Source organism: Rhodoferax sp. WC2427 (genome assembly GCF_040822085.1).
Classification (GTDB): Bacteria; Pseudomonadota; Gammaproteobacteria; order Burkholderiales; family Burkholderiaceae_C; genus Rhodoferax_B.
Genome location: NZ_CP162006.1, coordinates 2059536 through 2081649, shown reverse-complemented (window position 1 = coordinate 2081649; position 22114 = coordinate 2059536). Strand labels below are relative to the sequence as shown.

22 protein-coding genes are annotated in these 22114 nt (G+C 63.5%); 14 read left to right on the top strand and 8 right to left on the bottom strand.

From position 1 onward, the window contains the following. Nucleotides 1-6 precede the first annotated feature (6 nt). The 7 genes from AB3G31_RS09885 to AB3G31_RS09855 are packed head-to-tail and all read left to right on the top strand — an operon-like array spanning nt 7 to nt 6547. Nucleotides 7-1785 (top strand): nitrite/sulfite reductase, encoded by a 1779-nt coding sequence (locus AB3G31_RS09885; RefSeq protein WP_367850001.1) that lies wholly within the window; start codon nt 7-9, stop codon nt 1783-1785. Nucleotides 1786-1797: 12 nt separating this feature from the next. Continuing rightward, nucleotides 1798-2226, top strand: coding sequence for a DUF934 domain-containing protein (locus tag AB3G31_RS09880; protein WP_367850000.1), 429 nt, complete (start codon nt 1798-1800; stop codon nt 2224-2226). Between the two features lie 14 nt (nt 2227-2240). Next, a complete protein-coding gene (locus tag AB3G31_RS09875) occupies nt 2241-2876 on the top strand; it encodes a phosphoadenosine phosphosulfate reductase family protein (RefSeq protein WP_367849999.1) in 636 nt (211 codons plus the stop codon). An 11-nt stretch (nt 2877-2887) separates the two neighbouring features. After that, the gene (cysD, locus tag AB3G31_RS09870) at nt 2888-3832 is read left to right on the top strand and encodes a sulfate adenylyltransferase subunit CysD (RefSeq protein ID WP_367849998.1); all 945 of its coding nucleotides are present in this window, start codon (nt 2888-2890) and stop codon (nt 3830-3832) included. Further along, nucleotides 3832-5145, top strand: a complete 1314-nt coding sequence (locus tag AB3G31_RS09865; RefSeq protein ID WP_367849997.1) for a sulfate adenylyltransferase subunit 1 — start codon at nt 3832-3834, stop codon at nt 5143-5145. The genes cysD and AB3G31_RS09865 overlap by 1 nt, the downstream gene beginning before the upstream one ends. A gap of 43 nt (nt 5146-5188) precedes the next feature. Beyond that, nucleotides 5189-5518: a ferredoxin FdxA gene (gene fdxA / locus AB3G31_RS09860; protein WP_315204915.1), complete on the top strand. Its 330-nt coding sequence runs from the start codon at nt 5189-5191 to the stop codon at nt 5516-5518. After that, nucleotides 5519-6547 carry an NAD(P)/FAD-dependent oxidoreductase gene (locus AB3G31_RS09855; RefSeq protein ID WP_367849996.1) on the top strand — a complete coding sequence of 343 codons (1029 nt, stop codon included), beginning with the start codon at nt 5519-5521 and terminating at the stop codon, nt 6545-6547. A 56-nt stretch (nt 6548-6603) separates the two neighbouring features. Here the strand turns inward: AB3G31_RS09855 and AB3G31_RS09850 are convergent, their stop codons facing one another. Genes AB3G31_RS09850 through cysS form a run of 3 tightly spaced genes read right to left on the bottom strand, consistent with a single transcriptional unit; the run spans nt 6604 to nt 9696 of the window. Further along, nucleotides 6604-7581: an acetyl-CoA carboxylase carboxyltransferase subunit alpha gene (locus tag AB3G31_RS09850; RefSeq protein WP_367849995.1), complete on the bottom strand. Its 978-nt coding sequence runs from the start codon at nt 7579-7581 to the stop codon at nt 6604-6606. A 14-nt stretch (nt 7582-7595) separates the two neighbouring features. Further along, nucleotides 7596-8273: a DNA-3-methyladenine glycosylase gene (locus tag AB3G31_RS09845; protein ID WP_367849994.1), complete on the bottom strand. Its 678-nt coding sequence runs from the start codon at nt 8271-8273 to the stop codon at nt 7596-7598. Between the two features lie 46 nt (nt 8274-8319). Further along, the gene (gene cysS / locus AB3G31_RS09840) at nt 8320-9696 is read right to left on the bottom strand and encodes a cysteine--tRNA ligase (protein WP_367849993.1); all 1377 of its coding nucleotides are present in this window, start codon (nt 9694-9696) and stop codon (nt 8320-8322) included. Between the two features lie 201 nt (nt 9697-9897). Here cysS and AB3G31_RS09835 point away from each other — a divergent pair, with 201 nt between their 5' ends. From AB3G31_RS09835 to AB3G31_RS09820, 4 genes are all read left to right on the top strand, one after another. After that, a complete protein-coding gene (locus tag AB3G31_RS09835; RefSeq protein WP_367849992.1) occupies nt 9898-10458 on the top strand; it encodes a tetratricopeptide repeat protein in 561 nt (186 codons plus the stop codon). A 67-nt stretch (nt 10459-10525) separates the two neighbouring features. After that, a complete protein-coding gene (locus AB3G31_RS09830) occupies nt 10526-11098 on the top strand; it encodes a peptidylprolyl isomerase (RefSeq protein ID WP_367849991.1) in 573 nt (190 codons plus the stop codon). Nucleotides 11099-11114: 16 nt separating this feature from the next. Further along, nucleotides 11115-11621, top strand: coding sequence for a peptidylprolyl isomerase (locus AB3G31_RS09825; protein WP_367849990.1), 507 nt, complete (start codon nt 11115-11117; stop codon nt 11619-11621). Between the two features lie 12 nt (nt 11622-11633). Then, nucleotides 11634-12422 (top strand): UDP-2,3-diacylglucosamine diphosphatase, encoded by a 789-nt coding sequence (locus AB3G31_RS09820; RefSeq protein ID WP_367849989.1) that lies wholly within the window; start codon nt 11634-11636, stop codon nt 12420-12422. Nucleotides 12423-12472: 50 nt separating this feature from the next. On the opposite strand, the gene AB3G31_RS09815 is transcribed toward AB3G31_RS09820, so the two are convergent. The 3 genes from AB3G31_RS09815 to AB3G31_RS09805 form a co-directional block, all read right to left on the bottom strand. Continuing rightward, nucleotides 12473-13378: a LysR family transcriptional regulator gene (locus tag AB3G31_RS09815; RefSeq protein ID WP_367849988.1), complete on the bottom strand. Its 906-nt coding sequence runs from the start codon at nt 13376-13378 to the stop codon at nt 12473-12475. 261 nt (nt 13379-13639) lie between these two features. After that, on the bottom strand, nt 13640-14047 hold the full coding sequence (gene arfB / locus AB3G31_RS09810; RefSeq protein WP_367850320.1) for an alternative ribosome rescue aminoacyl-tRNA hydrolase ArfB: 408 nt from the start codon (nt 14045-14047) through the stop codon (nt 13640-13642). Further along, the gene (locus AB3G31_RS09805) at nt 14047-14766 is read right to left on the bottom strand and encodes an SIMPL domain-containing protein (protein WP_367849987.1); all 720 of its coding nucleotides are present in this window, start codon (nt 14764-14766) and stop codon (nt 14047-14049) included. Before AB3G31_RS09805 ends, arfB begins: the two co-directional genes overlap by 1 nt. Nucleotides 14767-14999: 233 nt before the next feature. On the opposite strand from AB3G31_RS09805, the gene ompR reads away from it, so the two are divergent. After that, nucleotides 15000-15731, top strand: a complete 732-nt coding sequence (gene ompR, locus AB3G31_RS09800; protein WP_295954921.1) for a two-component system response regulator OmpR — start codon at nt 15000-15002, stop codon at nt 15729-15731. Between the two features lie 96 nt (nt 15732-15827). Continuing rightward, nucleotides 15828-17186, top strand: coding sequence for an ATP-binding protein (locus AB3G31_RS09795; RefSeq protein WP_367850319.1), 1359 nt, complete (start codon nt 15828-15830; stop codon nt 17184-17186). 49 nt (nt 17187-17235) lie between these two features. Here AB3G31_RS09795 and ispF read toward each other — a convergent pair whose 3' ends face one another. After that, entirely contained in the window at nt 17236-17715 is a 480-nt protein-coding gene (gene ispF, locus AB3G31_RS09790) for a 2-C-methyl-D-erythritol 2,4-cyclodiphosphate synthase (protein WP_367849986.1), read from the bottom strand. Then, on the bottom strand, nt 17715-18440 hold the full coding sequence (gene ispD / locus AB3G31_RS09785) for a 2-C-methyl-D-erythritol 4-phosphate cytidylyltransferase (protein ID WP_367849985.1): 726 nt from the start codon (nt 18438-18440) through the stop codon (nt 17715-17717). Before ispD ends, ispF begins: the two co-directional genes overlap by 1 nt. An 89-nt stretch (nt 18441-18529) precedes the next feature. Between ispD and mfd the strand changes: the two genes are divergently transcribed. Next, the gene (mfd, locus tag AB3G31_RS09780; protein ID WP_367849984.1) at nt 18530-22018 is read left to right on the top strand and encodes a transcription-repair coupling factor; all 3489 of its coding nucleotides are present in this window, start codon (nt 18530-18532) and stop codon (nt 22016-22018) included. Nucleotides 22019-22114 lie beyond the last annotated feature (96 nt).

The following is a 22114-nucleotide window of genomic DNA, read 5'->3' as shown; positions in this document are numbered from 1 at the left end:
AACAAAATGTACCAATACACCGAATTCGACAAACAGTTCGTCAAACTGCGCGCTGCCCAATTCCGCGACCAGCTGGAACGCTGGCAAGGCGGCACGCTGGCCGAAGACGAGTTCCGCCCGCTGCGCCTGCAAAACGGCTGGTACGTCCAGCGCTTTGCGCCCATGTTGCGCGTGGCCGTCCCCTACGGCGAGCTGTCCAGCGCCCAGCTGCGCGTGCTGGCCACCATCGCCCGCGACTATGACAAAAAAGACGCGCACGACCTCACCAAGGCCAACCCGGGCCTGAGCGACCTGCACAGCCTGCCCAGTGCCTGCGCCCACTTCACCACCCGCCAGAACGTCCAGTTCAACTGGATTCCGCTGGACAAGAGCGCCGACGTGATGGACCTGCTGGCCAGCGTGCACCTGCATGGCATCCAGACCAGCGGCAACTGCATCCGCAACACCACCAGCGACGAGCGCGCCGGTATTGCCGCCGACGAGATCGCCGACCCGCGCCCCCTGGCCGAAATCATCCGCCAGTGGAGCACGCTGCACCCCGAATTCGCCTTTTTGCCGCGCAAGTTCAAGATCGCCATCGTGGGTGCCACCGACGACCGCGCCGCCACCGCCTGGCACGATGTGGGCCTGCACGTGCTGAAAAACGAAGCCGGTGAGGTCGGCCTGCGCGTGATGGTAGGCGGCGGCATGGGCCGCACCCCGGTGCTGGGCACGGTCATCCGCAGCTTTCTGCCCTGGAACCAGATCCTCAACTACCTGGAAGCCGTGGTGCGCGTGTACAACCGCTGGGGCCGCCGCGACAACATCTACAAGGCGCGCATCAAGATCTTGGTCAAGGCCGAAGGCCAGCGCTATATCGACGAGGTAGAAGCCGAGTACCAGCAGATCCTGACGGTGGACGGTGCACCGCACACCATCGCCCAGGCCGAGCTGGACCGCGTGACCGCCTGCTTTGTGCCCCCGGCCAGCCGCGTTGGCACCCTGCCCGCACTCAACAACCCGGTCGCCGCTCCGGTGGATGACAAGGACTACACCCGCTGGCTGAAGCAAAACGTGGCCGCGCACAAAAACCCGCTGCTGCGCTCGGTCACACTGTCGTTCAAACGCCTGGGCTACTCGCCGGGTGATGCCACAGGCGACCAGTTGGACCTGTCGGCCGACCTGGCCGACCGTTACAGCGCCGGTGAAACCCGCGTCACCCACGACCAGAACCTGGTGCTGCCCTGGGTGCGCGCCGACGAACTGCCCGCGCTCTACGCGGAAGCCAAGGCCGCCGGCCTGGCCCGCGCCAACATCCGCCTGCTGACCGACATGATCGTCTGCCCCGGTGGCGACTTCTGCGCGCTGGCCAACGCCCGCTCGCTGCCGATTTCCGAAGCCATCAGCCAGCGCTACCAGGACATGGACGAGCTGCACGATCTGGGCGAAATCGACGTGCACATGAGCGGCTGCATCAACTCCTGCGGCCACCACCACAGCGCCCACATCGGCATTCTGGGCGTGGACAAGGACGGCCAGGAGTGGTACCAAGTGACGCTGGCCGGCTCGGACGGCTCCAACCTCAGCGGTCCCGCCTCTATCGGCAAGGTCGTCGGCCCGTCGTTCAGCGCCGCCGAGGTGCCCGATGTGATCGAAGCCGTGCTGGACACCTACCGCGCCACCCGCACCAGCGGTGAGGCCTTCATCGACACCCTGCGCCGCGTCGGCCAGGACCCGTTCAAGCTGGCTGCCAACGCCGCCCGCACCAGCACCGCCCGCGCCCCCAAGGCCGCCGCCGAAGCGTAAAAGGCCAATACTATGAAAATAATAGCTGCTACCGCCCACACCGCCTGCGTAGAAGGCCAAAAAGACCAGGTATTCCTGGCCAACGATGCCGACCCGCGCACGCTGGACCTCGCGGGCATCACCCGCATCGACCTGCACTTTCCCAAGTTCACCGATGGCCGCGCCTACAGCCAGGCTTTCCTGCTGCGCCGCCGCCTGGGCTACACCGGAGAAATCCGTGCTACCGGCGACGTGCTGATCGACCAACTGGTGCAGATGCAGCGCAGCGGCTTCAGCGTGGCCGTGCTGCGCGAAGGCGTGGATGCCAGCGCCGCCCAGCGCCAATTTGACCGCTTTGAAGGCTTCTACCAGGGCGATGCCGTCCACGTAGAGCCGCACTTCGCGGAAACCGAAAACGCGGCAGCCTACGCCGCAGAGCTGGCCCGCCAGGACTCGTACTGATTGGAGCCAACACCATGAGCACCCCCAACCTCAACCTTGACCTCGCAAAGATCAACACCGATCTCGGCCGCAACGCACCCGCGCTGGTGGAATGGGCCCTGGCCTTGGGCCAGCCCGCCATCGTCACCACCAACTTCCGCCCCTTCGAAGCAGTCATCCTGCACATGGTCACCCGCGTCAATCCTGATGTGCCCGTGGTCTGGATGGACAACGGCTACAACACCGAGGCCACCTACCGCTTCGTCGACGAAGTGACCGAGCGGCTCAAGCTGAACCTGCACATCTACCTGCCACGCCGCTCTCGGGCGCACCGCGAGGCCGTGGACGGCCCCACGCCCGCACTGGACGACCCGCGCCACGCGGCCTTCACTGAGGAAGTGAAGCTGGAGCCTTTTGCCCGCGCCCTGCGCGAGACGGCACCCAAGGTCTGGTTCACCGCCCTGCGCGCCACCGACACCGCCGTGCGCGCCCAGATGGACCCGGTGAGCATCAACCCTGACGGCCTGATCAAGGTCGCACCCCTGCTGCACTGGTCGTCCAAAGAGCTCTACCAGTACTGCGAAACCCACGGCCTGCCCAACAACTTCGACTACGTGGACCCCACCAAGGGCGACGACAACCGCGAGTGCGGCTTGCACCTTGCCCACTGAAACCTGCCCCCATGAACTCCCAAGCTAACCCACACCATCTGAGCAACACCCACCTCGACGCGCTGGAAGAAGAAACCATCTTCATCCTGCGCGAAGTGGCCGCCGTGTTTGAACGCCCCACCCTGCTGTTTTCAGGCGGCAAAGACTCGCTGGTCCTGCTGAAATGCGCCGAAAAGGCCTTTGGCGCCAAGAACGTTGCCACCGGCAGCGGCGGCATCCCCTACCCGCTGCTGATGATCGACACCGGCCACAACTTCCATGAGGTCACCGACTTCCGCGACTTCCGCGCCCAGGAGCTGGGTGCCGAGCTGATCGTGCGCAACGTCGAAGACTCGATGAAGCGCGGCACCGTGCGCCTGGCCCACCCCGGCGAATCGCGCAACGTGCACCAGTCGGTCACGCTGCTGGAGGCCATCGAAGAATTCCGCTTCGACGCCCTCATCGGTGGCGCCCGCCGCGACGAGGAAAAGGCCCGCGCCAAGGAACGCATCTTTTCGCACCGCGACAGCTTCGGCCAGTGGCAGCCCAAGGCCCAGCGCCCCGAGCTGTGGACCCTGTTCAACACCCGCTTGCAGCCCGGCGAACACTTCCGCGTGTTCCCCATCAGCAACTGGACCGAACTCGACGTGTGGCAGTACATCGAACGCGAAAAAATCGCCCTGCCCTCGCTCTACTACACGCACAAACGCGAAGTGGTGGAGCGCAAAGGCCTGCTGGTGCCAGTGACCGAGCTGACCCCGCTCAAGGCCGGCGAAACCGCCGAGCTGCGCGACGTGCGCTTCCGCACCGTGGGCGACATCACCTGTACCTGCCCGGTGGACAGCTTTGCCGCCACCGCCGCCGACATCGTGATCGAAACCTTGGCCGCCGACGTGAGCGAACGTGGCGCCACCCGCATGGACGACAAGACATCAGAGGCTTCGATGGAGAAGCGCAAGAAAGACGGATACTTCTAATGAACGCTACTACTTCCATAGCTGCTACCGCCCTATCCACGGGCGCTACGGCACTTTCTGCCTTGAAATTTATCACCTGCGGCAGCGTCGATGACGGCAAGAGCACCCTGATTGGCCGCCTGCTGGTGGACACCAAGGCCGTGCTGCAAGACCACCTGGCGGGCGTGCAACGCCAGGGCGAAACCGATCTGGCGCTGCTGACCGACGGCCTGAGCGCCGAGCGCGAGCAAGGCATCACCATCGACGTGGCCTACCGCTACTTCAACACCGAAGACCGCAAGTTCATCATCGGCGACGCGCCCGGCCACGAGCAGTACACCCGCAACATGGTCACCGCCGCCAGCAGCGCCGATGCCGCCGTGGTGCTGGTCGATGCCACCAAGCTGGACTGGAAAAACGCCGCCCTGGAGCTGCTGCCGCAAACCCGCCGCCACTCGCTGCTGTGCCATTTGCTGCGCGTGCCCAGCATCGTGTTTGCCATCAACAAACTGGACGCGGTGGAAGACTCCTGCCTGGCGTTTGCCCACATCAGCGCCGCGCTGAACAGCTTTGCCGCCGCCGCCGAAATTCCCGTCAAGGCCATCGTGCCGATTTCGGCCCTCAAGGGCTGGAACGTGGTCGAAGCCGGTCATAGCGAAAACCCCGACTGGTGCAATTACACCGGCCCTACCTTGCTACAGATTCTGGAGCAACTGCCCAGCACACCCGCAGAAGTGGAGCAGCCCTTCGCCTTTCCGGTGCAGTGGGTGGAAAAGTTCTCGGCCAGCAGCGACACCAGCCAGGGTCGCCGCGTGTTCTGGGGCCGCGTGGCCACCGGCCAGGTGGCTGTAGGCCAGGAAATCCGCATTTTGCCCAGTGGCCAGACCGCCACCGTGGCCCAGGTGCTGGACCACGCCCGCAACCCCAAGAACGTGTTGGCAGGCAACAGCGCCGGGATCACGCTGGACCGCGAAGTCGATGTGTCGCGCGGCGACTGGCTGCTGGCCCCTGGCCAGTTCGAAGCCAGCCGCGAGATCTCGGCCACCGTGGCCTGGATGGACGACGAACCCCTGGTGGCAGGCCGCGTCTACTGGGCGCTGCACGGCCACCGCTGGGTGAAAGCCAAGGTCAAGCGCATCGTCCACAAGCTGGACATCAACACCCTGGCCGAAGAAGACGCCACCGAGTTGCCACCCAACGCCATCGGCCACGTCGAGCTGGCGCTGCAAGAGGCGATTGCCACCCGGCCCTACACCCAATCGCGCTCGCTGGGCGCGCTGGTGCTGGTCGATACGGCGAGCCACAAAACCTCGGCCGCCGTGCTGGTTCGCTAACCCTTAAAATTGAGGGTTACCCCTCGCACATGAAAATACCGATATGACCCACGTTGTCTCTGAAGCCTGCATCAAATGCAAATACACCGATTGTGTGGACGTGTGCCCCGTGGACTGCTTCCGCGAAGGCCCGAACATGCTGGTCATCGACCCCGATGAATGCATCGACTGCGCAGTCTGCATCCCCGAGTGCCCGGCCAACGCCATCTATGCCGAAGAAGACATGCCTGCCGACCAGCTGGCCTTCATCCAGCTCAACGTCGAGCTGGCCCGCGCCCAGGGCTGGAAGAGCATCACCAAACGCAAACCCGCGCTGGCCGACGCCGACGACTGGAAAGACGTGATGCCCAAAATCCAGTTGCTGGAGCGTTAATTGGTAGAGACCGGGGCCGTCGTCATCGGCGCGGGCCCGGTTGGCCTGTTTCAAGTGTTCCAGCTCGGCCTGCTGGAAGTTCCCGTGCAGGTGATCGACGCGCTGCCCCATGCGGGCGGCCAGTGCATGGAACTGTACCCCGACAAGCCCATTTACGACATCCCCGGCACGCCCGCCACCTCCGGGCGGGCGCTGGCGGCTTCGCTGCTCCAGCAAATCCAGCCGTTCCACACGCCTTTCCACCTTGGCCAGCAGGTCAGCCGCATTGAAAAGCAGGCCGATGGCCGTTTTCTGGTCCAGACCGACCAGGGTGCACAGTTCCTAGCGCCGGTGGTGATCATCGCCGCCGGTGTGGGTGCATTCCAGCCCCGGCGCTTGAAACTCGAGGGCATCGAGAGATTTGAAGGCGGGCAACTGCGCTACCACGCAGCACCCGCCACGGTGACCGGGCAGGACGTGGTGGTGAACGGCGGCGACGAGGCGGCCCTGCACTGCGCCCTGCAACTGGCCGACCTGGATGCCAAAAGTGTCACCCTGCTGCACCGCCGCGACGTGCTGCAAGCTCCCATGGCCGATATTGCCGAGATGCAGATGCTGGTGGCGGCTGGGCGCATGCGTTTCATGGTGGGGCAGATCACGGGCTTTGGCATGGCAGAAGGCCGCCTGGCCCGCCTGGAAGTCAGCGACGTGGATGCGGCGTTACACCAGTTGCCGGTGGACGCCCTGAGCGTCTTCCTGGGCCTGTCGCCCAAGTTGGGCCCGGTGGCAGACTGGGGCTTGGCGATGGAGCGCAAGCAGTTGCAGGTGGATACAGCCCGGTTTGAAACCAGCGTGCCCGGCATCTTTGCCGTGGGCGATATCAATACCTACCCGGGCAAGCAAAAGCTGATTGTGTGTGGCTTCCACGAAGCCACCTTGGCGGCGTATGCGGCGGCACCGCGGGTGTTTCCGGAAAAGAAGATTCCGTTCCAGTACACCACCACCTCCCCTCGGCTGCACAAGCTGCTAGGGGTGGAGACACCCGGCTAACTTTCATGGACTCGGGCGCAAAGCACCCCGAGCCATGAAAGTTGTTTGCCGTTAAATTATTTGCTCTCGGCCTTGGTATCGGTGAAGCGACCGTAGCTCTGCAGGCGGTCGTAGCGGCGGTCCAGCAGTTCCTTGGTCTTCAGGTCGCTGACCTGGCGGTAGGCATCGTTCAGGGCACGCTTCAAGAAAGCGGCCATCTGCTTGTGGTCCCGGTGGGCGCCGCCCACGGGCTCGTTCACGATCTTGTCGATCACACCCAGGGCCTTGAGGCGGTGGGCGGTGATGCCCAGGGCTTCGGCGGCCTCAGAGGCCTTGTCCGAGGTTTTCCACAGAATCGAGGCACAGCCTTCGGGGCTGATGACGGAATAAATCGAATATTGCAGCATCACCACCTGGTCGGCTACCGAGATCGCCAACGCGCCGCCGGAGCCGCCTTCGCCGATGATGGTGGTGATGATGGGCACTTCCAGCTGCGCCATCTCGAAGATGTTGCGGCCAATGGCTTCGGACTGGCCACGCTCTTCGGCGTCGATGCCGGGGTAGGCACCGGGCGTATCCACAAAGGTAAACACTGGCAGACCGAATTTCTCGGCGGTTTTCATCAGGCGCAGGGCCTTGCGGTAGCCCTCGGGCTTGGTCATGCCGAAGTTGCGCAGGCCGCGTTCTTTGGTGTCGCGGCCTTTTTGGTGGCCCAGCACCATGCAGGCGGTGCCGTTGAAACGGGCCAAGCCGCCCACGATGCTCAGGTCGTCGGAGAAATGGCGGTCGCCGTGCAACTCGACAAAATCGGTGAATATTTCATTCACGTAATCCAGCGTATAGGGGCGTTCGGCGTGGCGGGCGATCTTGGTGATCTGCCAGGGCGTGAGCACGCTGTAGATGTCTTTGGTGAGCTGCTGGCTCTTTTTGCTCAGCTGGTCGATTTCTTCGGAGATATCGACGGCCGACTCGGTCTGCACGTAGCGCAGCTCTTCGATTTTGGTTTCCAGGTCCGAGATGGGCTGTTCGAAGTCGAGAAATGTTCTTTTAGCCAAGGCTTTACTCCTAATTATTTCGGTACATCCGGCGCAGGCACGGGTGCCAAAGACCGCCAAATATACCAAGTTGCCACGCTGCAAAACGGCGCCCAGGCAGCCGCCACTTCGCGCGCCTCGCTGCGGCTGACCGGATCGCCGGAAAAGTAGTTCTGACTGATGCCGTTGATCAGGCCCACGTCGTCCAGCGGCAGCACATTGGGCCGCATCATGTGGAAGATCAAAAACATCTCGGCCGTCCAGCGGCCAATGCCGCGGATCGCCACCAGCTCGGCAATGATGGCCTCGTCGTCCATCTCTTCCCAGGCCTGCACGTGCAGCTTGCCCGCGTCAAAGTGCAGGGCCAGATCGACCAGGTATTCGACCTTGCGGGCGCTCAGGCCTGCGGCGCGCATGTCGTCCACCTTGAGCTTGAGCACGTTTTGCGGCGCCATCTGCTCGGGCAGTTTCACAAACTTGCCCCAGACGGTTTGCGCAGCCTTGACCGAAATCTGCTGGCCCACCACGCTGCGCGCCAGCGTGGTGAACGCGTCGCCACGGGTCTCCAGACATACGTCGCCGAACTGCGGGATCAGGCGCTTCATCACCCGGTCTTTTTTGACCAGGTGTTTGCGCGCCTCGGTCCAATAGGCCGGGGTGAACACTGCCGCATTGCCTGCCGCGGCAGTTGCTATAACTTTAGGAGCTACCACTGCTTATTCCATAAGCACAGAGACCCTAAACCATCTATACCGCCCATCATGCCGCTTCCCAGGTCGTACCGCTGGCTGCGTCCTTGAGGGCGATGCCCTGGGCCAGCAGGTGCTGGCGGATACGGTCGGCCTCGGCGAAGTTGCGGGCGGCCTTGGCCTCGGCGCGCTGGCCGATCAGGGCCAGTATGGCCGCATCGTCGAGCCCGGCACCCGCTTGCAGAAATGCCTTGGCGCTGCCTTGCAGCAAACCCAGCGTGCCGCCCAGGGCCTGCAGCAGTCCGGCCATCGCGGCGGATTGGGTGCGGTTGACCTCGGTGGCCAGGTCAAACAACACGGCCAAGGCTTCGGGCGTGCCAAAGTCTTCGTCCATGGCGGCCTGAAAGCGGGCGGCGAAGGGCTGGGTCCAGTCGATAGCGGCGGGCACGGCGGGTTCGACCAGGCTCAATGCCGTGTACAGACGCTTCAAGGCGGTGCGGGCATCGTCCAGATGCGCGTCGCTGTAGTTCAGCGGGCTGCGGTAGTGGGTGCGCACCAGGAAGAAGCGCAGGGTTTCCGCGTCATATTTCTGCAGCACGTCGCGGATGGTGAAGAAGTTGCCAAGGCTCTTGGACATCTTTTCGTTGTCTACCCGCACAAAGCCGTTGTGCACCCAGAAGCGCGCCAAAGGCTTGCCGGACGCGCCCTCGCTCTGGGCGATTTCGTTCTCGTGGTGCGGAAACTGCAGGTCGGCGCCGCCACCGTGGATGTCAAAGCTCTCGCCCAGGGTCTGGCAGGACATGGCCGAGCACTCGATGTGCCAGCCGGGGCGGCCGGGGCCAAAGTCGCTGGGCCAGATGGCATCGGCGGGCTCGGTGGGTTTGGCGGCTTTCCACAGCACAAAGTCCAGCGGGTCGTCCTTGCCGTCCAGCACCGCCACGCGCTCACCAGCGTGCAACTCGTCCAGCGACTTACCCGAGAGCTGGCCATAGCCGGGAAATTTGCGCACGGCAAAGTTCACATCGCCCTGCGGCGTGCGGTAGGCCAGGCCCTTGTGCTCCAGCGTGCCAATCAGGTTCAGCATCTGCGCCACGTATTCGGTGGCCCGGGGCTCGATCGTCGGCGGCTGGATGCCGAGCAGGCCGATGTCCTGGTGCATGGCCAGGGTCATCTCGTCGGTCAGCGCGCGGATGGTGATGCCGCGCTGCACCGCGCGGGCAATGATCTTGTCGTCAATGTCGGTGATGTTGCGCACATAGGTCACGCGCAGGCCGCTGACCTTGAGCCAGCGCTGCACCACGTCAAACGCCATCATCATGCGGGCGTGGCCGATGTGGCACAGGTCGTAGATCGTCATGCCGCACACGTACATGCGCACATGGCCGGGCTCGATAGGGGAAAACTCTTCGGTGGCACGCGATAGCGTGTTGTAAATGCGCAAACTCATGGAATCTAATAGTGCCGCAGAACGCCGTAGGGTTCAACGGGCGGTGTCGGTGGGTGGTATTGGCGGGCGGAGAGCGGGAACCGGATGCAAAACCGGGGCGTGAAAAGCGGCATCAGACCCCTCGGCTACAATCCCAAGCAGTATATCGCCCCGCGTTTGGGCATGGGATCCACCCTGTTTGCACCCTGTTGTAGAGGCTTTATGTCACATTCCTTGCCACGTTTGTCGGTTGTTCTGCGCCTGCTCGCTGCGTCAGTCCTGGTGGCTTCGGCGACGGTTCACGCAGACGACTATGGCGATGTCAGCCAGTTGCTCAAGACGGGCAAACTCGCCGAAGCCCAGGCCAAGGTCGACCTGTACCTCACCGTCAAGCCCAAAGACCCGCAAATGCGCTTTCTGAAGTCGGCGGTGCAGTCGGCCGCGGGCCAGCCTGCCGATGCCATCACCACGCTGACCGCGCTGACCCAGGAATTCCCCGAGTTGCCCGAGCCCTACAACAACCTCGCCGTGTTGTACGCCAGCCAGAACCAGTTTGACAAAGCCCGCACCGCGCTGGAAATGGCCGTGCGTATCAACCCGGGCTACGCCACCGCTTATGAAAACCTGGGCGACGTGTACGCCAAGCTGGCCAGCCAGTCCTACAGCAAATCGCTGCAACTCAACGCCACCAACCCCCAGGCTTCCCAAAAAATAGCGCTGTTGAAGACCGTGCTGACGCCTGCGACACCGGCTGCGCCCGCTGCACCGGCCAAATCCAAGTAAGGCCGCGTAGCCTACTCCCCAGGGCAGCGCAACGCGCTGCCCTTTTTGCCTTAAAACAGCCCCTCCCATGACCTTTTCCAACTCCAAACGCACTCTACTGCTGGCCTGCGCCCTGTGGGTATCCCATGGCGCCTTTGCCGCCGATGCGCCGCAGTTCAAGTTCGCCACTTCGCTGGGTGACTTCGTGGTTGAACTCAACCCCGAAAAAGCACCCAAGACGGTAGAGAATTTTGTGCAATACGCCAAAGACAAGCACTATGAAGGCACGGTGTTCCACCGCGTGATCTACGGCTTCATGGTGCAAGGTGGCGGGTTTTCCGCCGACATGAAGGAAAAGACCACCCGACCGCCGGTGCCTTTGGAAGCCAATAACGGCCTGAAAAACGACCGTGGCACCATCGCCATGGCACGTACCGGCAACCCGAATTCGGCCACCGCGCAGTTCTTCATCAACGTGAAGGACAACGCCAACCTGAACGCGCCCTTGCCCGATGGCTACGGCTATACCGTGTTTGGCAAAGTCGTCAGCGGCATGGACGTGGTGGACAAGATCCGCACGGTACCTACCGGCAACAAAGGCCCGTTCCAGAACGTCCCGCTGACCCCGGTCAGCATCCAATCCGTCACCCTCGTTAAATAAAAAAGGAATCCTTGCCATGAGCAACCCTAAAGTCGAACTCCACATTGCCAACCGCGGCGTGATCACCCTGGAACTGGACGCTGAAAAAGCCCCTAAGTCGGTCGCCAACTTCCTGGCCTACGTGGCCAAGGGCCATTACGACAACACCGTGTTCCACCGCGTCATCCCCGGCTTCATGATCCAGGGCGGCGGTTTTGAGCCCGGCATGAAGCAAAAGAGCAGCGACAAGCCCATCGACAACGAAGCCAACAATGGCCTGAAGAACGACAACTACACCGTCGCCATGGCCCGCACCAACGACCCGCACTCGGCTACCGCGCAGTTCTTTATCAACGTGGCCAACAACGGCTTCCTGAACCACACCGCGATTTCTTCGTCGGGCTGGGGCTATGCCGTGTTCGGCAAAGTCGTGTCGGGCACCGAAGTGGTCGATGGCATCAAAGCCGTCAAGACCGGCAACAAGGGCGGCCACGGTGACGTGCCTGTCGAAGACGTGATCATCGAAAAAGCCGTCGCGATCTAAACGGACCTCACCATGACCCCGACCGTGCCCCCGGTGGCGGAGCTGATCGCTCCCTCCCACTGGCGCACGGTCGCTTGCATTTCAGACCTGCATCTGCAGGCCAGCGAGCCCGCCACATTCGATGCCTGGCAGCGCAGCATGGCAAGCACGACGGCAGATGCGGTGTTCATCCTGGGCGATCTGTTTGAAGTCTGGGTCGGCGACGACATACTGGATACCGATCCCGCCGGTTTCGATGCCGCCTGCGTGCAGGTGCTGCGCGACACCGCACGCCAGCGCCCGGTGTACTTCATGCCCGGCAACCGTGACTTTCTAGTCGGCCGCGCCTGCCTGGATGCCTGCGGTGTCACCCTGCTGGACGACCCTTTGGCGCTGCAATTCGCCGGGCAACGCTGGCTGCTGAGCCATGGCGACGCGCTGTGCCTGGACGATGTGGACTACCTGCAGTTTCGCGCTGTGGTGCGCAGCCCGCAGTGGCAACAGGATTTTCTGGCCAAGCCCCTGGCCGAGCGCCAGCACATCGCCCGGGGCATCCGCAGCCAGAGCGAAAGCCGCAAACGCAGCGGCGCTGTCTATGCCGATGTGGACACTGCTGCCGCTGTAGCCTGGCTGCAAGCCGCCCACGCCACCACCCTGGTCCACGGCCATACCCACCGCCCGGCCCAGCACGATCTGGGCCACGGCCTGCAACGCTGGGTGCTGACCGACTGGGATGCCAGCGCGCAGCCAGCCCGCGGCGAATGGCTGACCCTGTCGGCTGACGGTGTGCAGCGCAAGGCCCTGGACGCCCTGCAAGCTTAAGCACCAAATACGACTCTTGCGCTTATCCAATCAGCGTAGGCAGCTCTTATTTATATAGCATAGTCCCACGCAGGCTGAGGACCCCATTGGGCCGCCAGAAAGTTCAGCAGCGTGCGTAAGGTGGCCGGTTGGTGGCGGCGCGAGACATACACACCATAAATGCCCAGCGCGGCCGGTTGCCAGTCTGGCAGTACCGACACCAACGCGCCGCTGCGTAGCATGGGGGCCACCATGAAGGTCGGCAGCATCGACACACCGCCGCCCGCCAGCACCGCCTGCAGCAGCGTCGAAGCCTCGTTGGCACTGAGGTTGCCGCTGACTTGCACGGCGGTTTCCTCCCCATCGCGGCCCAGGTTCCACTGGCTTTTGGTATAGCGCGAATAGGTCAGGCAGTTGTGCCCGGCCAGGTCGTCCAGGGTTTTGGGCGTACCCTCACGGACCAGGTAGTCGGGGGCCGCACACACCACTGCCCGGCACACCGACAGCTTATGGGCTATCAATGCGGGGTCGATCTCATTGGTGATGCGTACCGCCAGGTCGATCCGCTCTTCAACCAGGTTCAGGGTCTGGTCGCCGAGCTGCAAATCCACCCGGGTGCGCGGGTATCGGGCCAGGTACGCCACCAGCGCCGGGGCCAGATGGGTCTGGCCCAGGGCCACGCTGGACATGACCCGGATAGGGCCATGCGGTTCGGTGTCGCGCTGGCCCACCACCTGCTCTACATCATTTACCAGTTCTAACAATTGGCGGCTGCGGGCAACACAGGCTTCACCCGCTTCCGTCAGCGAAAGGCGGCGGGTCGAGCGCTGCAGCAAGCGGGTGCCCAGCCAACGTTCCAACTCGGCAATGTGCCGCGTCACCATCGCCCGGGACATGCCCAGCGTCTCTGCGGCCGCGGTAAAGCTGCCACGTGTGACGACCTCGCTAAATACGCGCATGGCGGAAATTCGATCCATACCTTGTCCTCATGCTCTATTTTTATGTAACTAATGGGCTAATCTGGGCGTGATTGAATCATGAAACAAGTTTGTTTTTCAAATTTATTTGTATGCAATAAAATATGCAGATACATTCATGTACCCAACATGATGCATTTCAAGTTGTGAACACTAGTATGAATATGCGTTTCCTGCAAGAGAAACCTGCAAAGACAGGCTCACGAATCCGCATCGAGAGGCTCACGCCACGTTGCGGCTAGCCGCCCAAGAGCCTCGGACCTACTCGTTAACCCTAGCGCGCAGCGCCTTGGTATTGGCGCGCTGGCTCTTGCCTTCCAGGCGGCGCTGCTTGGAGCCGTAGGTGGGCTTGGTGGCGCGGCGCACCAGCGGAGCCTGGGCGACGCTGTTGACCAGCGCCTCCAGCCGCTGCAGTGCGTCGGCCCGGTTTTGCTCCTGGCTGCGGTGTTGCTGGGCCTTGAGCACCACCACCCCAAGCTGGGTGATGCGGCCGTCGCGCAGGGCCAGCAGGCGCTCTTTTACATCCGGTGGCAGGCTGGACGCGCCGATGTCATAGCGCAAATGCACCGCGCTGGACACCTTGTTGACGTTTTGCCCGCCCGCGCCTTGCGCACGGATGGCCGTCATCTCAACCTCTGCCGGGTCGATGTGCAGCGGGCGAAAGTAGATCACTGGAGCTGCACTGCGCCAGACACCGTGACCTGCACCGTGCTTTTGCCAGCCTCCACCGGCACGGCCATGTCGCTGGATGCCATTTTGGCCTCCATGGCCATCATGCGTGGACGCGGCATGCCGCCCGTGTCGGAGGCGTTGACCGAAACCTCGCGCAGGCTGTAGCCCGCAAAGCCAAAGCCCTTGGCAATTTCACCGGCCTTGGCCTTGAACTGCTCGATCGCCATGGCCTGCGCCTGGCCTTCCACCTGGGCGCGCTGGCTGCGACTCAGGCCAAAGCTGACATTGCCCATGGTCAGCGTACCGATCTTGCCCGCGGTGCTGGCGATACGGGCAAAGTCGCGGCCCTCCAGGACCAGCTCGGTACTGCCCTGCCAGCCCACAATTTTGCTGTCTTTGCCGTAACGCGGGAACAGGCTGAAGTTGCCGGTGCGCACATCCAGCTGGCCGGGTTGCACGGCTTTTTTGGCTTCGGTGAGGGCCACGTCGAGTGCAGCTTTCAGCTGGGTCTGCACCACGCCAGCGTCGGTGCCGTCGCGGCTGGTGCTTAGAACCATGGTCAGCAGATCCTGCTGCACCTCCACAGCACCGCTGGCCGACAGCTGGACCACGTTGCGGGGCGCCTGGGCGGGACTGTTTTCTTGCGAAAAAACACCACCTGCGCCCACCAATAAAGCGCTGGCAGCTACACATTTAATAGCAACATTCAAAACCATGGACATACGTAACTTTCAAAAAGTAAAGGGTCAACAAACGTAACGGGTGCGGGAAGGATTGCGCAGACCCGCTCCTCTGACAAAAACAGTATTTACCGTAAAAAACCTTATTCAAAAGCACACTGGACCGTATGCAAAATTTGTAACATACTGTCAAAATGAGGTCTTAACGTCGGTTTTTAGCAGTTACACACTGCAAAATCCCCCTGTTACATATTACCGGTACACAGACTATGAACCAGACTGCCAACCGCCCCGACAAGATTTTGGTGGTCGATGACGACTCCCGCATCCGCGATCTGCTGCGCCGTTATTTGATGCAAGAAGGCTTTGAAGTGATGCTGGCCGAAGACGGCAAAGCACTCAGCCGCATCATGCTGCGCGACACCGCCGACCTGATCGTGCTGGACCTGATGATGCCCGGCGAAGACGGCCTCTCCATCTGCCGCCGCCTGCGCGCCGCCAACGACCGCACGCCCATCATCATGCTCACGGCCAAGGGCGAAGATATCGACCGCATTGTCGGCCTCGAAGTCGGTGCCGACGACTACCTGGGCAAGCCCTTCAACCCGCGCGAACTGCTGGCCCGCATCCACGCCGTGCTGCGCCGCCGCCCGGTCAAGGAGGCCCCCGGCGCGCCGTCCATCGACAACGAAATCATCACCTTCGGGCCGTTCTCGTTCGACCTCGGCTCGCGCACCCTGAACCGCAACGGCGAAGAATTGCCGCTGACCACCGGCGAATTTGCCATGCTGAAAGCCCTGGTACGCCACCCGCGACAGCCGCTGTCGCGTGAAAAACTGGCCTTGCTGGCCCGGGGCCGCGAGTTCGAGCCCTTCGACCGCAGCCTGGATGTGCAGGTCTCGCGCCTGCGCAAGCTGGTCGAGGTGGACGCGGCCGCGCCGCGCTTCATCCAGACCGTCTGGGGCGTGGGCTATGTGTTTGTACCGGACGGTGCAGGTTGATCCCTTTTGAGTAAATCCCCCTCTCGCCGCCAGTCCGACTACCGGCTGAAAGACGCGGCAGACCTCGCCGATGGCACCAGCCCCGCGCCGCTGGAGATGCTGCCGGGCAAGTCGCACCTGTCCCGCCAGATGGTGGTGGTCAGCCTGTTCTGGCGCACCTTCTTTCTGCTGGCAGCCCTGCTCATGGGCAGCATGCTGGCGTGGCTGGCCACTTTGCGGGCGCTGGATTTCACGCCACGCGCCGTGCAGACGGCACAGCAAATCGCCTCCCAGGTCAACCTCAGCCGCGCGGCCCTGATGCACGTGGATGCCATTGCCCGGGTGTCCCTGATCAAGACCATGGCGGACACCGAGGGCGTGCGCATCGTGCCGCGCGAGCCCAAAGACCAGTTTTTGCCCTTCGACAGCGATGCCCTGAGTGAACGCGTCGCCCAGGAACTGAAAAGTATCCTGGGCTCGGCCACGGTCGTGGCGCGCAGCGTCAACGGCACCAACGGCCTGTGGGTGGGTTTTGACATCAACGGCGATGCCAACTGGCTTCAGCTGGACCGCGAGCGCTTCAACCCCGGCAGCAACAAGACCTGGCTGATCTGGCTGTTGACCATCGGCGGCCTGTCGCTCACCGGGGCGGCGCTGATTGCGCGGCTGATCAACCGCCCGCTCAAGCAACTGTCGTTTGCCACCAGCCGGGTGCGCGAGGGCGACTTCGATGCCAGCCACCTGGACGAACGCGGCGTGACCGGCGAGGTGCGCGAGGTCAACATCGGCTTCAACCGCATGGCGCAAAAACTGGCCAAGATCGAGCAGGACCGGGTCGTCATGCTGGCCGGTATCTCGCACGACCTGCGCACCCCGCTGGCCCGGTTGCGGCTGGAAACCGAGATGAGCGTGGCCGACGACGATGCCCGCGACCACATGGTGGCCGATATCGAACAGCTCGATGCCATCATCGACAAATTTCTCGACTACGCCCGCCCTGGGCATGCCAAGCTCAACTCCGTGTCGCTCAACCAGGTGCTCGAATCCAGCCTGTATGCCGTGCTGGAGTACGAAGACATGCGCATCCAGCGCAATGTCGAAGAATCGCTGATGGTGCTGGCCGACGAGGTGGAGCTGGGCCGGGTGATCGCCAACCTGCTGGAAAACGCCCGCCGCTACGGCAAGTCGCCCGACACCGGCATCGCCAATGTGGACATCGTGGCCAAGGCGCATGACGACTGGGTGCTGCTGAAGGTGCGCGACCACGGCCAGGGGGTCAACCCCGAGCAGCTCAGCAGCCTGTCGAAGCCCTTCTTCCGGGGCGACACGGCCCGCACCGAAGCCACCGGCGCAGGCCTGGGCCTGTCCATCGTGGACAAGGCCATCCAGCGCATGGGCGGAGAATTCGAGCTGACCAACACCGCTTCGGGCGGGCTGGCAGCGCATATCAAGCTGCAGCGCGCGCCCAAGGAATGAAATAAGGCATGAAATAGGCCGCTAGCGCTTGATGCATCAGCGTGAGCAGCTACTTTTTATATAGCAAAACCACCGCCCGCGCCTCGATGCTCTGGCCCAGCCCGACCGGGCCCATCTTCTCCGCCGTCTTGGCCTTGATGTTGATTTGCTCCAGCGCCAGGCCCAAGCCATGGGCGATGCGCGCGCGCATGGCCGGGATATGCGGCATCATTTTGGGGGCCTGGGCGATGATGGTGCTGTCGATATTGCCAATCTGGTAACCCTGGGCGGCCACCCGGCGCAGGGCTTCGGCCAACAGCACCATGGAATCCGCGCCCTTGAACTGCGGGTCGGTGTCTGAGAAATGCGTGCCGATATCGCCCAGCGCGGCCGCCCCCAGCAGGGCATCGGTGATGGCGTGCAGCAGCGCATCGGCATCCGAATGGCCCAGCAGGCCCAGGGGGTGCGGAATCTCCACGCCCCCCAAAATCAGCTTGCGGCCCGCCACCAGGGCGTGCACATCCCAACCTTCTCCGATACGAAACGGCATCAATCTGTCCTTGGTGTGAAACGGCTTTGCAAAATGGCTTCGGCGAGTGCGAAGTCTTCAGGGTAGGTTACTTTGAAATTTTGGGCGCTGCCCGGCACCAACCGAGGTTGCAGGCCCAGGGCTTCGATGGCACTGGATTCGTCGGTCACCTCGGCCCCGGCCGATGCCAGCGCTCTGGACAACATGCCGATGCGGAACATCTGCGGCGTCTGCGCCAGCCACTTGTCGGCCCGCGGCACGGTGGCCGCCACCCGGCCCTGCACCTCGGCCTTCAGGGTGTCTGCCAGCCTGTGGGCCAGCAGGCCGCCGACGGGGTCCTCCTGGCAGGCATCGATCAATGCGTTGATCTGCGCCGGGGTGACCAGGCAACGGGCGGCGTCGTGCACCAGCACCCAGTCGTCGGCACGGGCCCCCTGCTCGAACAGGTCGTGCAGGCCGTTGGCCACCGACGCGGCCCGGCTGCTGCCACCGCAGTCGGACACCCCACACGTGGCGCTATGCCGCTCAAAAAAATCATCGCCCACCGCCACCACCACCAGCACATCGGCAATGCGCGGCACGCTGGCGAAAGCGGCCAGGGTGTGCATCACCATGGGCTGGCCCGCCACGGTTTGGTACTGCTTGGGGGCATCGGGGCTGCCCGCAGCGATGGCGCGGCTGCCCACACCGGCACAGGGAATCAGGGCAAAAAAGCGGGGTATCGGGGACACGGAGGCGGTAGACATGGTGCGCATTCTAAAATCAGTGCCATCCACACCCCCCGCCCTTGTGCCGGGGGGTGTTTTTGTATTCCTGATATCCAAAAACACCGCCCATGGACCTCCCCAAACTCACCCCCGGCAAACGCTTCACCCTGCCCCGCCCCCAAGGCTCGGCCGACGCAGTGTTGCTGGCGCAACTGGCGCTGCGGGACAAGGCCCGGGGGTCGCTGACGGCCATCGTCACATCCGATGCGGCGGATGCCCAGCGGCTGATGGACGAAATTGCCTTTTTTGCACCCAGCCTGCGCTGCGCCCTGTTTCCCGACTGGGAAACCCTGCCGTACGACACGTTTTCGCCGCACCAGGACCTGATCAGCGAACGCCTGGCCACGCTGTGGCGCATCAGCCAGCGCGACAAGACCACTGGGGCCGACGTGGTGATCGTGCCCGCGACCACCGCGCTGTACCGCCTGGCCCCGCCCAGCTTCATGGCGGGCTACACCTTCCAGTTCAAGACCAAGCAAAAGCTCAACGAGGCCAAGCTCAAGGCCCAGCTCACACTGGCGGGCTACAGCCACGTCACCCAGGTGGTCAGCCCCGGTGAATACGCGGTGCGCGGCGGCCTGATCGACCTGTTCCCCATGGGCAGCGCGGTACCGTACCGGGTGGATTTGTTCGACGACGAGATCGACAGCATCCGCACCTTCGACCCCGACACCCAGCGCAGCCTGTACCCCGTGCCCGAAGTGCGCCTGCTGCCCGGGCGCGAATTCCCCATGGACGACGAGGCCCGCGCCAAGTTCCGCAGCCGCTGGCGCGAACTGTTAGAGGGCGACCCGACCAAGAGCCGCATCTACAAAGACATGGGCAACGGCGTGGCCACGGCCGGTATCGAGTACTACCTGCCGCTGTTCTTTGAAGACACCGCCACCGTGTTCGACTACATCGGTGCCGACGCCACGGTGGTGCTGCACGGCGACCTGGAGCCCTCGCTGCAGCGCTTTTGGCAAGACACCAAGGAGCGCTACCGCCTGGTGCAGGGCGACCTGGACCGCCCCGCCCTGCCGCCCGAGTCGCTGTTTCTGGGAACCGAGCAGTTCTACGCCCTGACCAACCAGCATGCGCAGCTGGCCCTGCGAAATATCGGCAATGTGGACGTGACCACCGACACCGGCTTTGAGCCCCTGCCGTTGCTGTCGGTGGCGCGCGGTGCCGAAGACCCGCTGACCCAGCTGAAAATGCACATCCAGCGCACGCCGCACCGGGTGCTGTTGCTGGCCGAAAGCGATGGCCGCCGCGAAAGCCTGCTGGACCTGCTGCGCGCCAGCCAGGTCAACCCGCCCGCCTTCGACTCGCTGGAAGACTTCCAGACCAGCACCGAAAAGGTCGGCATCGCCACCGCCGCGCTGAACAGCGGTTTCAGCTGGATGGCCGAGGGCATCGACTTTGTTACCGAAACCGAGCTGTTTGCCGCCGGGCCCACCACCCGCCGCCGCAAGAAGCAGGAACAGGTCAGCGATGTGGAGGCGCTGATCAAGGACCTGAGCGAACTCTCGCTGGGCGACCCGGTCGTCCACTCCGCCCACGGCATTGGCCGCTACAAGGGCCTGGTGCACCTGGATCTGGGCCAGGGCAAGAACGCCGACGGCTCACCGCTGCTGCAAGAATTCCTATTCTTGGAATACGCCGACAAGGCCACGCTGTACGTGCCGGTGAGCCAGCTGCAGCACATCAGCCGCTACACCGGCGTGAGCGCCGACGAAGCCCCGCTGCACCGCCTGGGCTCGGGCCAGTGGGAAAAAGCCAAACGCCGCGCCGCCGAGCAGGTGCGCGACTCGGCCGCCGAGCTGCTCAATATCTACGCCCGCCGCGCCGCCCGCGAAGGCCATGCCTTCCGCTACTCGCCCAACGACTACGAGGTGTTTGCCAACGACTTTGGCTTTGAAGAGACGCCCGACCAGGCCGCCGCCATCCACGCGGTGATCCAGGACATGATCAGCCCACGCCCCATGGACCGCCTGGTCTGCGGTGATGTGGGCTTTGGCAAGACCGAGGTGGCCTTGCGCGCCGCCTTCATCGCCATCACCGGCGGCAAACAGGTAGCCCTGCTGGCCCCCACCACGCTGCTGGCCGAGCAGCACTACCAGACCCTGGTGGACCGCTTCGCCAAGTGGCCGGTCAAGGTGGCCGAGGTGTCGCGCTTCCGCTCGGGCAAGGAAATCACCGCCGCGCTGAAAGGCATCGCCGAAGGTGGCGTGGATATTGTGGTGGGCACGCACAAGCTTCTCAGCGAATCGACCAAGTTTGCCAACCTGGGCCTTCTGATCATTGACGAAGAGCACCGCTTTGGCGTGCGCCACAAGGAGCAGATGAAGTCGCTGCGCGCCGAGGTCGATGTGCTCACGCTGACCGCCACGCCCATCCCACGCACCTTAGGGATGGCGCTGGAAGGCCTGCGGGACCTGAGTGTGATCGCCACCGCGCCGCAGCGCCGCCTGGCCATCAAGACCTTTGTGCGTACCGAAGGCAACGGCGTGATCCGCGAGGCCGTGCTGCGCGAACTCAAGCGCGGCGGCCAGGTGTACTTTTTGCACAACGAAGTCGAAACCATCGAAAACCGCCGCCAGAAACTGGAAGAGCTACTGCCCGAGGCCCGCATCGCCGTGGCCCACGGCCAGATGCCCGAACGCCAGCTGGAAGCCGTGATGCGCGACTTCGTGGCCCAGCGCTTCAATGTGCTGCTGTGCTCCACCATCATTGAAACCGGCATCGACGTGCCCAGCGCCAACACCATCGTGATGAGCCGCGCCGACAAGTTCGGCCTGGCCCAATTGCACCAGTTGCGGGGCCGCGTGGGTCGCAGCCACCACCAGGCCTATGCCTACCTGATGGTGCCCGACCTGGAAGGCCTGACCAAGCAGGCCAGCCAGCGCCTGGACGCGATCCAGAAGATGGAAGAACTGGGCTCCGGCTTCTACCTGGCCATGCACGACCTGGAAATCCGCGGCGCGGGCGAGGTGCTGGGCGAAAACCAGAGCGGCAACATGCTGGAGGTGGGTTTCCAGCTCTACAACGAGATGCTGAACGAGGCGGTGCGCTGCCTGAAGGCGGGCATCGAGCCCGACCTGATGAGCCCGATGAACGTGACCACCGAGATCAACCTGCACGCCCCGGCCCTACTGCCCGACGACTACTGCGGCGACGTGCATCTGCGCCTGTCGTTCTACAAGAAACTGGCCACCGCCAAGACCACCGACCAGATCGACGCGTTGCTGGAAGAAATCGTCGACCGCTTCGGCAAGCTGCCCACCCAGGCGCAAACCCTCATCGACGGCCACCGCCTGCGCGTGCTGGCGCGGCCCTACGGCGTGGTCAAGGTGGATGCAGCGCCCGGCGTGATCAACATCACCTTCAGGGCCAACCCTCCCATCGAACCGATGCGCATCATCGAGCTGATCCAGAAAAACCGCCACATCAAGCTGGCCGGCAACGAGAAGCTGCGGATCGAGCGCGAGCTACCCGAGCCCAAAGCCCGTGCGCAAATGGTGCGCGACGTGCTGCGCAGCCTGGGGCAGCCGATCGCCGAGCCTGTCCCCGCGTAGCCAGTTGACCGCAGCGGTGCACCACTTCTGACCACCAAAATAGCGCACAAAATCGGTGTACCGCACCAAAAACTAGCGTATGTGGGGAGGCATGCC

What these genes read in the sequence shown, in the direction of transcription:
- AB3G31_RS09820 (WP_367849989.1), top strand. Translation starts at nt 11,634, where the DNA reads ATGACCCCGACCGTGCCCCCGGTGGCGGAGCTGATCGCTCCCTCCCAC.
- AB3G31_RS09805 (WP_367849987.1), bottom strand. Translation starts at nt 14,766, where the DNA reads ATGGTTTTGAATGTTGCTATTAAATGTGTAGCTGCCAGCGCTTTATTG.
- AB3G31_RS09885 (WP_367850001.1), top strand. Translation starts at nt 7, where the DNA reads ATGTACCAATACACCGAATTCGACAAACAGTTCGTCAAACTGCGCGCT.
- AB3G31_RS09815 (WP_367849988.1), bottom strand. Translation starts at nt 13,378, where the DNA reads ATGGATCGAATTTCCGCCATGCGCGTATTTAGCGAGGTCGTCACACGT.
- AB3G31_RS09865 (WP_367849997.1), top strand. Translation starts at nt 3,832, where the DNA reads ATGAACGCTACTACTTCCATAGCTGCTACCGCCCTATCCACGGGCGCT.
- AB3G31_RS09830 (WP_367849991.1), top strand. Translation starts at nt 10,526, where the DNA reads ATGACCTTTTCCAACTCCAAACGCACTCTACTGCTGGCCTGCGCCCTG.
- AB3G31_RS09880 (WP_367850000.1), top strand. Translation starts at nt 1,798, where the DNA reads ATGAAAATAATAGCTGCTACCGCCCACACCGCCTGCGTAGAAGGCCAA.
- AB3G31_RS09795 (WP_367850319.1), top strand. Translation starts at nt 15,828, where the DNA reads ATGCTGCCGGGCAAGTCGCACCTGTCCCGCCAGATGGTGGTGGTCAGC.
- ompR (WP_295954921.1), top strand. Translation starts at nt 15,000, where the DNA reads ATGAACCAGACTGCCAACCGCCCCGACAAGATTTTGGTGGTCGATGAC.
- AB3G31_RS09875 (WP_367849999.1), top strand. Translation starts at nt 2,241, where the DNA reads ATGAGCACCCCCAACCTCAACCTTGACCTCGCAAAGATCAACACCGAT.
- cysS (WP_367849993.1), bottom strand. Translation starts at nt 9,696, where the DNA reads ATGAGTTTGCGCATTTACAACACGCTATCGCGTGCCACCGAAGAGTTT.
- ispF (WP_367849986.1), bottom strand. Translation starts at nt 17,715, where the DNA reads ATGCCGTTTCGTATCGGAGAAGGTTGGGATGTGCACGCCCTGGTGGCG.
- cysD (WP_367849998.1), top strand. Translation starts at nt 2,888, where the DNA reads ATGAACTCCCAAGCTAACCCACACCATCTGAGCAACACCCACCTCGAC.
- AB3G31_RS09835 (WP_367849992.1), top strand. Translation starts at nt 9,898, where the DNA reads ATGTCACATTCCTTGCCACGTTTGTCGGTTGTTCTGCGCCTGCTCGCT.
- mfd (WP_367849984.1), top strand. Translation starts at nt 18,530, where the DNA reads ATGGACCTCCCCAAACTCACCCCCGGCAAACGCTTCACCCTGCCCCGC.
- ispD (WP_367849985.1), bottom strand. Translation starts at nt 18,440, where the DNA reads ATGTCTACCGCCTCCGTGTCCCCGATACCCCGCTTTTTTGCCCTGATT.
- fdxA (WP_315204915.1), top strand. Translation starts at nt 5,189, where the DNA reads ATGACCCACGTTGTCTCTGAAGCCTGCATCAAATGCAAATACACCGAT.
- AB3G31_RS09825 (WP_367849990.1), top strand. Translation starts at nt 11,115, where the DNA reads ATGAGCAACCCTAAAGTCGAACTCCACATTGCCAACCGCGGCGTGATC.